Origin of the sequence: Paramagnetospirillum kuznetsovii, assembly GCF_003284725.1 — a bacterium.
Taxonomy (GTDB): Bacteria; Pseudomonadota; Alphaproteobacteria; order Rhodospirillales; family Magnetospirillaceae; genus Phaeospirillum; species Phaeospirillum kuznetsovii.
In genome coordinates this window covers 382,226-395,538 of sequence record NZ_PGTO01000002.1, presented here as the reverse complement: position 1 = coordinate 395,538, position 13,313 = coordinate 382,226, and the positions used below count along the sequence as shown (strand labels likewise).

At 63.9% G+C, this 13,313-nt stretch carries 12 protein-coding genes; 11 read left to right on the top strand and 1 reads right to left on the bottom strand.

What is annotated here, in order from left to right; all coding sequences use genetic code 11:
* Positions 1-344 precede the first annotated feature (344 nt).
* The 3 genes from CU669_RS04540 (at position 345) to CU669_RS04530 (ending at position 3,639) form a co-directional block, all read left to right on the top strand.
* Positions 345-1,037, top strand: coding sequence for a Crp/Fnr family transcriptional regulator (locus CU669_RS04540; protein WP_112142598.1), 693 nt, complete (start codon positions 345-347; stop codon positions 1,035-1,037).
* Positions 1,009-1,860, top strand: a complete 852-nt coding sequence (locus CU669_RS04535) for a Crp/Fnr family transcriptional regulator (RefSeq protein ID WP_112142597.1) — start codon at positions 1,009-1,011, stop codon at positions 1,858-1,860. Before CU669_RS04540 ends, CU669_RS04535 begins: the two co-directional genes overlap by 29 nt.
* Positions 1,861-2,016: 156 nt before the next feature.
* The gene (locus CU669_RS04530) at positions 2,017-3,639 is read left to right on the top strand and encodes a nitrite reductase (RefSeq protein WP_112142596.1); all 1,623 of its coding nucleotides are present in this window, start codon (positions 2,017-2,019) and stop codon (positions 3,637-3,639) included.
* A 131-nt stretch (positions 3,640-3,770) separates the two neighbouring features.
* On the opposite strand, the gene thiS is transcribed toward CU669_RS04530, so the two are convergent.
* A complete protein-coding gene (thiS, locus tag CU669_RS04525; protein WP_112142595.1) occupies positions 3,771-4,742 on the bottom strand; it encodes a sulfur carrier protein ThiS in 972 nt (323 codons plus the stop codon).
* 137 nt (positions 4,743-4,879) lie between these two features.
* Between thiS and CU669_RS04520 the strand changes: the two genes are divergently transcribed.
* The 8 genes from CU669_RS04520 (at position 4,880) to CU669_RS04485 (ending at position 13,265) form a co-directional block, all read left to right on the top strand.
* The gene (locus CU669_RS04520; protein ID WP_112142594.1) at positions 4,880-5,167 is read left to right on the top strand and encodes a toxin-antitoxin system TumE family protein; all 288 of its coding nucleotides are present in this window, start codon (positions 4,880-4,882) and stop codon (positions 5,165-5,167) included.
* A complete protein-coding gene (locus tag CU669_RS04515) occupies positions 5,164-5,508 on the top strand; it encodes an HVO_A0114 family putative DNA-binding protein (RefSeq protein WP_112142593.1) in 345 nt (114 codons plus the stop codon). Before CU669_RS04520 ends, CU669_RS04515 begins: the two co-directional genes overlap by 4 nt.
* Before the next feature lie 100 nt (positions 5,509-5,608).
* Positions 5,609-6,067 (top strand): type II 3-dehydroquinate dehydratase, encoded by a 459-nt coding sequence (gene aroQ, locus CU669_RS04510; RefSeq protein WP_112142592.1) that lies wholly within the window; start codon positions 5,609-5,611, stop codon positions 6,065-6,067.
* The gene (locus tag CU669_RS04505; RefSeq protein WP_112142591.1) at positions 6,067-6,525 is read left to right on the top strand and encodes an acetyl-CoA carboxylase biotin carboxyl carrier protein; all 459 of its coding nucleotides are present in this window, start codon (positions 6,067-6,069) and stop codon (positions 6,523-6,525) included. Before aroQ ends, CU669_RS04505 begins: the two co-directional genes overlap by 1 nt.
* 5 nt (positions 6,526-6,530) lie before the next feature.
* Positions 6,531-7,874, top strand: a complete 1,344-nt coding sequence (accC, locus tag CU669_RS04500) for an acetyl-CoA carboxylase biotin carboxylase subunit (RefSeq protein WP_112142717.1) — start codon at positions 6,531-6,533, stop codon at positions 7,872-7,874.
* Between the two features lie 13 nt (positions 7,875-7,887).
* Positions 7,888-8,730, top strand: a complete 843-nt coding sequence (locus CU669_RS04495; RefSeq protein WP_112142590.1) for a response regulator — start codon at positions 7,888-7,890, stop codon at positions 8,728-8,730.
* A gap of 67 nt (positions 8,731-8,797) precedes the next feature.
* The gene (locus CU669_RS04490) at positions 8,798-10,792 is read left to right on the top strand and encodes an NADPH-dependent 2,4-dienoyl-CoA reductase (RefSeq protein ID WP_112142589.1); all 1,995 of its coding nucleotides are present in this window, start codon (positions 8,798-8,800) and stop codon (positions 10,790-10,792) included.
* Between the two features lie 238 nt (positions 10,793-11,030).
* On the top strand, positions 11,031-13,265 hold the full coding sequence (locus CU669_RS04485; RefSeq protein WP_146747669.1) for a hypothetical protein: 2,235 nt from the start codon (positions 11,031-11,033) through the stop codon (positions 13,263-13,265).
* Positions 13,266-13,313: the final 48 nt, after the last annotated feature.

Here is a 13,313-nt window from a genome sequence, read left to right as displayed (position 1 = left end):
TCTTAGGCAATCGTTATGGGGGTGCTGCGAAGCCGCCGCCGGCACCCCTCTCCTCCCGACTCGGCCGCGACCGCCATTCCCCCGGCGTTCGATCAAACCTTCAGGCGCAGGCGACTGTACTGTTTCGCATGCTCGAATGAACGTGACCTTGATCAATTTGATCATTCATTCCTGCGCGTCATTACATTAGAATTAACTAAAAGCTGCGCCCCATACCAAGGTATTGAGCGGGAAAACCTGCGGCTTTGGAATCTTAACCAACGTCAAGGTCGCGACATCTGCATTAGAGCGATGATAATCGCGGCTTGGACTGTAGCGGACCTTTCCAGCATCGCGAGGGGAACATGAGTTCGGACGCTTTGAGTGCGCTGAAGAGAAATCAGCTTTTCGCGCCGATCCCCTCCTTGGATCTTGCCCGCCTGCTTGACGGTCACGAGGAAAGGGTCTTCGCCGATGGCGCCGAGTTGTTCCGGGAAGGAGAACCGGCGCGGCATCTGTTCCTGATTCTGCGCGGCGCCGTGCGGTTGAACCCCTCGGCGGCATCCAGCGCCAAACCGCTTGCCCTTCCCTTGGCCCCTGGCGACACCGTCGGCGAGGAAGCCGTCTTGGCGGGTATGCCCTATTGCGTCACGGCTGCGGCCATGGGGCCGACGACCGTCGCCGCCATTTCGGCGGACGCCCTTATGCGCCACCTGGAAAGCCATTTCGATTCGGCCATCGCAATGATTTCCGCCATGGCGGCTCATCTGCGGGAGCGCGTGCGCGAAATCACCGAGCTGAAAATGCAATCAACCGCCGAGCGGTTGGCCAATTACCTGCTGATGCTGGCAGGTCCGGCCAATGGACAGATCGTGGTGCGGCTACCCTTCGAAAAGCGACACCTGGCCGACCATCTGGGGATGGATCCGGCGACGCTGTCGCGGGCCTTCGCCAAATTGCGCGACAAGGGCGTCGTGGCCAGCAGGACCGACAAGGTTGAAATCGCGGATGTTGGAAGATTGAGGAATTATGGCAACGGCTCAGCGATCACCCATTAGCGCGCCCCATGCGACAGGCGCGACGGGCGCGGGTCCGTCGTCCTGTCCATGCCGACCGGCCTGCGAAGGCCCGACCGCCGACTGCGACCGCACCCTGGGCACGCCCCAGCGGCTGTTTCGGGGGGCGCGCTCCACCCAGGACGTCGTCATGGGCCTGCCCATGTTCGACGGCATTCAAAGCGAAGTCCTCAACCGCCTGCTGGCCGATTCCAGCGCCATCAACCGGCGCCGCAGCACGCTTCTGTTCGGCGCGGGCGACGAGGCCGACTGCTTCTACATCGTGCTGGACGGCGCGGTGAAGCTGTTCGCCCTGGCCCAGGACGGCCGCGAAAGCATCGTCGAGATCTTCGGCCCCGGCACCAGCTTTGCCGAAGCCGCCATGCTGGCCACCGGCAAGTTCCCGCTGCACGCCGAGGTCATCGAGGACGCCAGCCTGATCCGGGTCGGCCGCCGCGCCTTCATGCATACCCTGCATTCGGACCATGCCCTGGCCTATCGCATGCTGGCCGGACTGGTGAAGTGGAACCGTCGGCTGGCCATGGAAATCCGCGACTTGAAGGAACGTACCCCCTGGCAAAGGGTGGCCGAGTTCCTGTTGGCCCAAACCGCCGCCAGCGAGGGCAAGGCCGATATCGCGCTGCCGTTCAATAAGGAAGTCCTGGCCAGCCGCGTCGGCATCCGTCGCGAAAGTCTCTCGCGAGTTCTCAGTCGCCTGCGAGCGCTCGGAGTACATACTTCCGGCAATGTCATCCGTATAGAGGATGTGGCGTTGCTTCGCCGCGCCTGCCTGGAAGCCAGCGGCGACTGGGCGCCTTCCGCGTAAATTACCAAGAGATGCGGGACTTTCCGTCGCGGAATTTGACGATAGTCACATCCGTATCAGCAGGCTGGTGGCACCGTAGTCTCACTTATAGCCACGACCGGACGCCGCACCGGCCCGTCAGTCATGGCTCCTATCGATTTAAGGGAGGGTAGCCGTATGTGGAAGGGTGTTCGGAACGCGCTGTTGTTGACGGCGTTGCCGTTGGCGATGAGCGGGGCGGCGTTCGCTCAGGAAGCGACTTTGTCCAAAGAGGCCAAGGACGCCAGTGCCAAGATCTATTTCGAGCGTTGCGCCGGCTGCCACGGCGTGTTGCGCAAGGGTGCCACGGGCAAGAACCTGGAACCCGCCAACACCAGCAAGCTCGGCCAGGCTCGCCTGGAAAAGATCCTGACCAATGGCACCGATGGCGGCATGGTCAATTTTGACGACATCCTGACCAAGGATGAAATCAAGAACATGGCCACCTATATCCAGATGACCCCCGACATTCCGCCGGAATGGGGCATCAAGGAAATGACCGCGTCGTGGAAGGTTTCCGTCAAGCCGGAAGACCGCCCCAAGAAGCAGATGAACAAGGTCAACCTGAAGAACGTCTTCTCGGTGACCCTGCGCGACACCGGTGAAATCGCCCTGATCGACGGCGACACCAAGAAGATCTGGACCATCATCAAGACCGGCTATGCCGTGCACATCTCGCGCCTGTCGGCGTCGGGCCGCTTCGTCTACGTCATCGGCCGCGACGGCAAGCTGGACATGATCGACCTGTGGATGGAGACCCCCGCCGTGGTGGCCACCATCAAGATCGGCATGGATGCCCGTTCGGTGGAAACCTCCAAGTTCAAGGGCTTCGAGGACAAATACGCCGTTGCCGGTTCCTACTGGCCGCCGCAATACGTGATCATGGACGGCGCCGACCTGAAGCCGCTCAAGATCGTGTCCACCCGCTCCATCACCGTGGACGGCGAGTATCACCCGGAACCCCGCGTGGCCTCCATCGTCGCCTCGATGATCAAGCCGGAATGGGTCATCAACATCAAGGAAACCGGCCTGATCAAGCTGGTGGATTACTCCGACATCAAGAATCTGAAGGAGACCACCATCGAGTCGGCCAAGTTCCTCCACGACGGTGGCTGGGACGCCTCGAAGCGCTACTTCCTGGTGGCCGCCAACGCCTCCAACAAGGTCGCCGTGGTCGACACCAAGGACGGCAAGCTGGCCGCCCTGGTCGATACCAAGTCCAAGCCCCATCCGGGTCGCGGCGCCAACTTCAACCACCCGAAGTTCGGCCCCGTCTGGGCGACGTCCCACCTGGGCGCCGACGTGATCACCCTGATCGGCACCGATCCCGCCAAGCATAAGGAATCCGCCTGGAAGGTCGTCGCCGAGCTGAAGAACCACGGTTCGGGCTCGCTGTTCGTCAAGACCCATCCCAAGTCGAAGAATCTGTGGGCCGACGCTCCGCTGTTCCCCGAAAAGGACATGGCCGAATCCGTCACCGTCTACAACATCGACGCCTTGGACAAGGGCCCCGAAGTGATCAACGTGGCCAAGATGGCCGACCTGCCGGAAACCAAGGCGGTCAAGCGCGTCGTTCAGGCCGAGTACAACGAAAAGGGCGATGAAGTCTGGTTCTCCATCTGGGCCGGCAAGACCGATCCGTCCGCCATCGTGGTGATCGACGACAAGACTCGCAAGATGAAGGCGGTGATCAAGGATCCCAAGCTGATCACCCCGACCGGCAAGTTCAACGTCTACAACACGCAGCACGACATTTACTAAGAATCGACCCTGCACTGAACGCCCCGGGAACCTTGCGGTTCCCGGGGATTTTTTTGTGCTGACCGAAAGTGGGCGAGGACGCCCGTCCTCCCCATCATTTGGAGCGCGGGCGTCCCCGCCCGCCTTCTCTCTTAGATCAATCCGGCCAACGGCGAGCTGGGATCGGCATAGCTCTTCTTGGGCATGCGCCCGGCCAGATAGGACAGCCTGCCCGCCTCCACCGCCAGCTTCATGGCCCGCGCCATGCGAATGGGATCCTTGGCATGGGCGATGGCGGTGTTCATCAGCACGCCGTCGCAGCCCAGTTCCATGGCCACCGCCGCGTCGGACGCGGTGCCGACGCCCGCATCCACCAGCACCGGAACCTTCACCGTCTCCTTGATCAGGCGGATGGTGATGGGATTGAGGATGCCGAGGCCGGAGCCGATCAGCGAGCCCAGCGGCATGATGGCGACGCAGCCCATGTCTTCCAGGATCTTGGCCTGGATGGGATCGTCGGAACAGTAGACCATGACCTCGAAGCCGTCCTTGATCAGCGCCTCGGCCGCCTTCAGGGTTTCCGGCATGTTGGGATACAGGGTCGTCTGGTCGCCCAGCACTTCCAGCTTCACCAGATTCCAGCCGCCCGCCTCGCGGGCCAGCCGCAGCGTGCGCACCGAATCGTCGGCGGTGTAGCACCCGGCCGTATTGGGCAGGAAGGTGTATTTCTTGGGGCTGACATAGTCCACCAGCATGGGCTTGCTTGGATCGGACAGATTGACCCGGCGCACCGCCACGGTGACGATCTCGGCGCCGGATTCCTCGATGGCCTTGGCCGTCTCCTCGAAATCCTTGTACTTGCCGGTGCCCACCAGCAGCCGCGAGGTGAAGGTCTTGCCCGCCACGGTGAAGCTGTCCACATGGGAGCCGCCACCAATGAACGCGACGATTTCCAGCCTGTCGCCGTCACCCACGGCCATTTGGCCATAGGCGGATTTGGGCACGATCTCCAGATTGCGTTCCACCGCCACCTTGCGCGGATCGACGCCCAACTCGCCCAACAGGGCCTCGACACTCATGGAGGCGGAAAAGCTCCGCTCCTCACCATTGATCACCAGCTTCATGGACAGTTCCCGTGGCAAAAAAACCAAGGCCTAGAGTATGGGGTGACGGCGCCAGCGAGGCAATGGGGTGGCTCCGCCCCGATCCAAACTGTTGGGGGCATTGACAACACACCCCCGCTGTTGTCATATACTCCAACATGAAAGCCGTTCTTCTGCTGCACGAACGTCATCTGATCGGTGAGGAGACGTTTGCCGAGATTCGCATCCACCGCGTTCCGGCGCCGGTTCGAGGCTCACGTCATGCCTTCAAGTATTCCCTGGCCTTGGTCATCCAGGGAGCATGCGTTCTCCGCTATGACAACGAAGCGGGAAAAGGCGATCACAGGCACTGCAAGGACGGCGATGAAACAGACTACGATTTCGTCTCGCCCGCGCGGCTGCTGGAGGATTTCTGGGCGGATGTGGAGCAATGGAGAGCACAATGAGAACCCTTACCCTTTCCATCGCAAGCCGTGACGAGGTGAGCCGCCGGGCACTGGCCGCCTTCGAAGGAACCGATCAAGGATCATATGTGTCATTCGCATCGGTGGATCTGCTGTGGAAAGTGATGTCGCCCAAGCGCTGGGATCTCCTGAAGACCATGGCCGGACAGGAGGCCATGACCATCCGCGAGGCCGCTCGCCGTTCCAGCCGAGACGTCAAGGCGGTTCATGGCGACGTGCATGCCCTGCTCGACGCCGGCATCCTCGAGCGGGGGGCGGATGGTCGGGTCTCCTTCCCCTATGACGCCATTCATGTGGATTTCACCCTGACGCAGGCGGCGTGACCGATGGCGGGACGCCCCCCTCCTTTCTCCAGGTTGCACCCGCGCCGTCCCGTGCTATAAACCCTGCCATGGCGAATGAGCGCAAGGAGGGGATCGCGACGTGAGCGCCGCCCCCATCATCAGCATCATCAACGGCCCCAACCTCAATATGTTGGGAACTCGGCAGCCCGAGCTGTACGGGACCGAAAGCCTTGCCGATATCGAGGCCCTGTGCCGCGCCCATGCGGGCGGGCTGGGTCTCGCGGTGGAGTTTCGCCAAAGCAACCATGAAGGCGAACTGGTCACCTGGATTCAGGAAACCCGGCGCCGGGCGGCGGGCATCGTCATCAATGCAGGCGCCTATACCCACACCTCGGTGGCCCTTCTCGACGCCTTGCTGGCGGCCGAGGTTCCGGCCATCGAAGTCCACCTGTCCAACATTCACCAGCGGGATTCGTTCCGCCATCACTCTTACGTGGCCAAGGCGGCCAAGGGGATGATCTGCGGGCTGGGAAGCCACGGATACATCCTCGCGCTCGACGCGCTGGCCCGCCTGATCAAGGGAAGTTCAGAGGCATAATGGGCAACAAGACTCCCATCGACAGCGAACTGGTGCGCACGCTCGCCGCACTGCTCGACGAAACCAATCTCACCGAGATCGAATACGGCGTCGGCGACGTCAAGATCAGGGTGGCCCGCACGGCGGCTCCTCTCACCGTCCATCACGGCGCGGCCATGGCCCATCCCGGCCAGCCGACGGCCCAGCCGGCGGCGGGTGGCGCGGCGGCCTATGATGCCGACCATCCCGGCGCGGTGACCTCGCCCATGGTGGGCGTCGCCTATCTGTCGCCGGAACCGGGCGCGGCCAAGTTCGTCAATCCCGGCGACACGGTGTCGGAGGGCCAGACGGTGATGCTGATCGAGGCCATGAAGACCTTCAATCCCATCCGGGCGTCGCGCGGCGGCAAGCTCACCCGCATCCTGGTGACCGACGGCCAGCCGGTTGAGTTCGGCGAGCCCCTGATGATCATCGAATAGCGATGATGTTCGAGAAAGTCCTCATCGCCAATCGGGGCGAGATCGCACTGCGTATCCACCGCGCCTGCCGCGAGATGGGTATCCGCACCGTGGCGGTGCATTCCACCGCCGACAACGACGCCATGCATGTGCGTCTCGCCGACGAAGCGGTCTGCATCGGCCCCCCCTCGGCCAGGGACTCCTATCTGAACAAGGCGGCGATCCTGTCGGCCGCCACCATCACCGGCGCCGACGCCATCCATCCCGGTTACGGCTTCCTGTCGGAGAACGCCGACTTCGCCCAGATGGTCGAGGAACACGGCTTCGTCTTCATCGGCCCCACCGCCGACCATATCCGCATGATGGGCGACAAGATCACCGCCAAGCAGGCCGTCAAGGACGCCGGTATTCCGGTGGTTCCCGGCTCGGACGGCTCCATCGATTCCGAGGAGGAGGCGCTGCGGGTCGGCGCCGAGATCGGCTATCCCGTCCTGATCAAGGCGACGGCGGGCGGCGGTGGCAAGGGCATGAAGGTCGCCCGCACGCCGGGCGAATTGGTCGAGGCCTGGAAGATGGCCCGCAACGAGGCCAAGGCCGCCTTCGGCAATGCCGATGTCTACATGGAAAAGTATCTGGGCCATCCCCGCCATATCGAGATGCAGATCCTGGCCGATAATTACGGCGCCGTGGTGCATCTGGGCGAGCGCGACTGCTCGCTGCAACGCAAGCATCAGAAGGTGCTGGAAGAGGCTCCGTCGCCCGCGCTCAATGCCGACCAGCGCGCCCGCATCGGCAAGATCGCCTGCGACGCCATCGCCAAGCTGGGCTATCGCAACGCGGGTACCATCGAATTCCTGTTCGAGAACGGCGAGTTCTACTTCATCGAGATGAACACCCGCCTCCAGGTGGAACATCCCATCACCGAGGCCATCACCGGCATCGATCTGGTGCGCGAGCAGATCCGCATCGCCGCGGGTGCCCCGCTGGGCTACACCCAGGACGACGTGCGCTTCCAGGGCCATGCCATCGAGTGCCGCGTCAATGCCGAGGATCCGCAGAGCTTCATTCCCTGCCCCGGCCGCATCAGCGGCTATCACGCCCCCGGCGGGCTGGGCGTGCGGGTCGATTCGGGCCTTTATTCCGGCTACCGCATCCCGCCTCATTACGACAGCATGATCGCCAAGCTGATCGTCCACGGCAATTCCCGCAACGAGGCGCTGATGCGCCTGCGCCGTTCGCTGGGCGAATACGTGATCGAAGGGATCAAGACGACCTTGCCGCTGCACAACCGGCTGGTCCAGGATTCCGATTTCGTCAACGGCGATTATGATATCCACTGGCTGGAAAAGTTCGTCGAACGCAATACCTGACCGGAAGCTGCCGATGCGGACCTGCATGATCGTCGAGGATTCCGCAACCATTCGCCGCGTTCTGCGCGAGATGCTGAGAAAGCTTGGCCTGTTTTCCATCGAGGCCAAATGCGCCGAGGATGCCTTGGCCATCTGCGCCAAGCGGCTGCCCGACGCCATGATCGTCGATTGGAACTTGCCGGGCATGAACGGCCTCGCCCTGGTCCGCCAAGTGCGCGCCCTGCCCGAGGGCAAGGCCCCCCGCATCATCATGTGCACCGTGGAGACCTCCATGGATCACATCGAGCGCGCCCTGGCCGAAGGCGCCGACGAATATATCATGAAGCCTTTCACCATGGAGGCGCTGGCCGACAAGCTGACGCTCGTGGGCGTGGACGTCAACCTGAAGCCCTCGGAATCCGAGGCCGAAGGGGCGCGGGTCAGCATGGAACAGGCCAACCACCGCCGCCAGTTTTCGCGCCTCGCCATCGCCGCCATGACCGTGGCCGATAACGAGGTCAGGATCTACCGCCCCGGCGAGACGATCTATCGCAAGGGCGATACTCCCGATTTCGGCTATATCCTGATGTCGGGCACCGTCCAGATCACAACCCCCCGCCATGGCGAGACGCTGGTGGTGGGGGAGCTGGAGCCCTACCAGCTGTTCGGCGAATTGGCCCTGATCGAGCGTTTTCCCCGACCGGTCACCGCCACGGCGACAACCCAGGCAGAGGTCATGTTGATCTCTCCCGAGCGATTCAGGGCCAAATTGGACGAACTGGATCCGTTCATGCGCAGTTGGGTGGAATCGCTCAGCGATCACATCTTCTCGCTGCTGGCCATCACCGCGGGCGATGAGCCGAAACGTTCTGCGTAAGGCCATCCTTGCCGTTCCAGACCCAATTCAGTACCGTAATGCCGAATTATCCGCGTGAGAGCTCCCCATGTCGTTTCCCCGCCTGCTATCGCCGCTTCAACTCCGGTCGATCCGACTTCCCAATCGCATGATCATGGGATCCATGCATTTGGGATTCGAGAGCGCCCCCGATGCGTTCCCGAGGCTGGCTCATTTCTACGCCGAGCGGGCCAAGGGCGGTATCGGACTGATCGTCACCGGCGGCGTCGCCCCCAATCCCGAAGGTAGCTTCGGCCCAGACGGCACCGTTCTGGCCAATGAATCCCAGTTGGACGGCCATCGGCTGATCACCGACATGGTTCATGCGGAAGGCGGCCGGATCGCCATGCAGATCCTTCATTGCGGCCGCTACGGCAAGCATCCCGACATCGTCGCCCCGTCCGCCATCCGGGCGCCCATCAGTTCCATCGTGCCGCGCGAAATGACCGAGGCGGATATCCTCGGCACCATCGCGCAATACGGCCGCACGGCGGCCTTGGCGGCCCAGGCCGGTTATGACGGCGTCGAGGTCATGGCGTCCGAAGGCTATCTCATCAACGAGTTCCTGGCGTTGCGCACCAACAAGCGGACGGATCGCTGGGGCGGCGACCTGGACGGCCGCATGCGCTTCCTGCTGGATATCGTGCGATCGGTCCGCGGCGGCATCGGGCCGGATCTCCTCATGTCGGCGCGCCTGTCCATGGTGGATCTGGTGGAGGACGGACTGGCGGCCGACGAGGTGGTCACGGTGGCCAAGGCGTTGGAAGCCGAGGGCGTCGACATCATCAACAGCGGCATCGGCTGGCACGAGGCCCGCGTCCCCACCATCGCCCATACCGTGCCGCAAGGCGCCTGGAGCTGGGCCACCGCCCGGGTCAAGGCGGCCGTTGGCATTCCGGTGGCTGCCAGCAACCGCATCAAATCCCCCGAACTGGCCGAAGCCCTGTTGGAACGGGGCGAGGCCGATCTGGTGTCCATGGCGCGGCCGCTGCTGGCCGACCCGGCCTTCGCCGCCAAGGTTCGCGACGGCCGCGCCGAGAGCATCAACGCCTGCATCGGCTGCAATCAGGGCTGCCTGGACCCCATCTTCTCGGGCGCTTCGGCCACCTGCCTGGTCAATCCCCGCGCCGGTCGCGAGATCCGCTTCAAGGCCAGTCCCAGTCTCGCCGTCAAATCCATCGCCGTGGTGGGGGGAGGACCGGCCGGCATGTCCTGCGCCCTGGAAGCCGCGAGACGCGGCCACCAAGTCACCCTCTTCGAAGCCGCCGATGAACTGGGCGGCCAATTCACCTTGGCCCGTCAAGTTCCGGGCAAGGAAGAATATCTGGCGACGCCGCGCTATTACGCCTCGGAACTGGCGGCAGCGGGCGCGAATATTCGTCTCGGACACACGGCCACCACCGCTGAATTGAAGGATTTCGATCAAGTGGTGCTGGCGGCCGGAATCCGTCCGCGTCGTCTGGACCTGCCTGGCGCGGACCTTCCCTTGGTGGCAAGCTACGACGACATCCTGTCGGGCCGCCGCCAAGGCGGTGAGCGCGTGGCGATCCTGGGAAGCGGCGGCGTCGGGTTCGACGTTGCCCTGGCGCTGCTGGGCGAGCACGAGCCCTTCTATGACGCCTGGGGCATCGATCGCTCTTTCGCCACTCCCGGCGGTCTCCGCCCCGCCGCGACGGCGCCCGCACCGCCACGGCGAATCACCATGATGCAACGCAAGACGGAACGCCCCGGCGGCAGTCTCGGCAAGACCACCGGCTGGATTCATAAGGCGACACTGCAACGTCGCGGCGTCGAGATGTTGAGCGGCGTCACTTACGAACGCATCGACCCAAGTGGCATTCACATCCTGTTTAATAATGAAGCCCGCTTGGTCGAGGTTGACACAATTGTCGTCTGCATCGGCCAAGAACCGAGACGCGATCTTCTCGCCGAACTGATAGCGAACGGCAAGCCGGTCCATCTGATTGGAGGCGCCAGAGAGGCGGCCCGCCTTGACGCACTGGCGGCCTTCGAGGAGGGAACCCGCCTAGGGCTAGCCCTCTAAGACTCCGCGACCACAAAACATAGATCGACTAGACGAACCCCACCCATCACTTTAATTCATAACGATATTATTAACTTATCCACATCCACTATGGCTACCGGCCACCTTGCTTCCAAGGCTGCGTTGGGGACATACTGGTACCATGCGTTCGTATAATGCGAGGAACAGTCATGCGGGGAATGGGCGCCAGGCATCTCGGATGCACTGGGCGTCTTTGCGTGCCCGCATGGACGCCGCGATGGCCCATGCTCGCCGAATGAATGTCCGCGCCGATGGCAAGGCCAAGGCGACGCCCCACCCGGAAGGGATCCGAGATGCCGTGCGCCCCAGTGGCCTCGCCGCGCTGATTTGGGCGCCCATCATCGTCATCGTGGTTCCCGTGGCGGCCGTGGCCTCGGGTGTGCTGACGCTGTTCGTCCGCGCCTTTGTTGTCGTGGCCGACGGACTGGCCCTTGGCGTCGCCCACGGCCGACGCGCCTGGTTAGGCTTGAAGGGGCGCGTCGCCCATCTGGTCAAGCCCATCTTCACCTTCGAACCCGCCAGCACCGTCCGCGATCGCCCCAGTGACGCCCGCTTCCTTGCCGAGCAAGCCAAGCCCGCCATCCATCCTGGGCCGACCCCCGCCACGCCCGAAGCCGTCGCCCTGGTGCGCCGGGCCATCGCCGAGACCGAGGAGAAGGGCGACAACACCCTTCCCGAAGACATCAATCTGCTGGCCGAGCTCTTGTCCGACCCGCTGCCGCGCAGCGACTTCCAAGTATCGGACATGGTTCGCGATTGCTTCGCCGCCTTCGGCAATTCCGGCATTCGCAGCCGCGCCCTGCTGGCGGTGGCGTTGCATCTGTCGCGCCACTTCGCCCGCCCCAGCCGCTTGCCGCTGGCGACGACGCGGGCATGGCGCATGCTGGATTCCGCCACCTTCGAAGAAGAGATCGCGGCCCAACTGTCCACCATCGGCCGCTTTATCCTTGATTGGCAGAAGTCGCAGCAGACCTTCCTGGTTCTCGAGCATGCCGAGATCGAAATGATCGAGATCATGTTCGAATCCCTGCATCCCGGCCGTCACCCCAAGGAAATGGCCGAAGTCTTGAACTTCAAGGTGCTGTCCAACCGCCGACAGGGCCTGTTGCGCCGCATGCCGCACCGCTTGCGCAAGGCGGTTCTGGACGCCGGTGGACGCGGCCCCGAAGCCGTCGCCTATGTGACGGCGGCGCAGGCGTTCCTCAACGAGGTCGCCTCGGGCCGCCAATACCAGCCGATCATCGATGCCGCCACGGCGGCGCTGGAAGAAATCGGCAAGACCGCCGAAAAGGTCTTGCCGCCTGCTCAGCCCGCCCTTCCCGCACCTCCTGGCGCGGCGGCACCGGCGGATGGTCAAGCCCTGGCCCGTATCACGCCGGTCAAAATGCCCGCGTCGGAACTGGCGGAACGGGCGATCAAGGAAGCCACCGCGCAGCAATCGCCAGCGCGGATGCCCACACCCGCGACCGCTCCTGCTCCTGCTCCTGCTCCTGCTCTTGCTCCTGCTCTTGCTCCTGCCGCCGCGGCGGCCCCGCAAGCGCCTGCCGCCAGAATTGTCCCAACCACCGCGCTCCCGCCGCAACTGCCCCAACGCCCGCAAGCGCCCCAGTCATCCGAGCACGTTGCCCCCGCCAGTCTCCCCCGTGTGGGCGGGCGTCTCGCCGCCGCCGGCGGACCGCAATTCAGCGCCCAACCCAAGCCCCACCGCGAGAGCGAACGGTTCGGCGTGGCCTCATCGCGAATCACGCTGCCCTCGGTGGCGACCACGGCCAAGCCGTTGCCGCCCGGTGAGCGCCCCGCACTGCCCACTGTCGCCATGGGGCCCATGCCGATTTTGGCCGGAATGGGCATGCTTGCGCAGCAAATCTCGGCGTCTCCCAGCGCCCCCAAGGCCCCGGCGCCGGTCAGCGGTCGCATCACCATCCCGGCACCAGGCGCCGCCCCCGTAGCGGCAGCAATTGCCCCCGCAGCGGCGCCCCAAGCGTCTGTCGGCGGTACGATTGGGGCCGCCACCGGCCGCATCGAACCGCCAAGCCGTCCCGCGTCGGTGACCGATCTGACGGTGGTGCCGCAGAAGAAGCGCCCCCCCATCACACAGGCGGTCAAGCGCCAGTCGGTGATGAAGGTGCTGCGCGGCGAGTCGGCGTCTGCAGTCGCCGCCGGACTGGGCATTCGCGTTTCCAAGCTGGACGAATGGGTCGATGCTTTCATCCTGGCCGGAGCCGGTGCCCTGAGTTCCGCCAAGCCCAAGCGTATCCGCAAGATTGAGGCACTCGCCGAACCTCTGTCGGCAGAAGTGCTGCGTGCCAAGTTGGCCGAAGTCTTGGCGACGGCGCAAATGATCGAGCGGGCCATGGAGGCGCAACTGCCGCCCCGGCGGCCCATCTTGCTGCCGCCGCCCGATCATGGCGACGGTCGGCCCGTGCGCAAGGGCCCTCGCAACAAGGGCTGATTGAATTTCAGGGTGAGCGTCGCCACATCCTTGCATAGCGGACGCAGG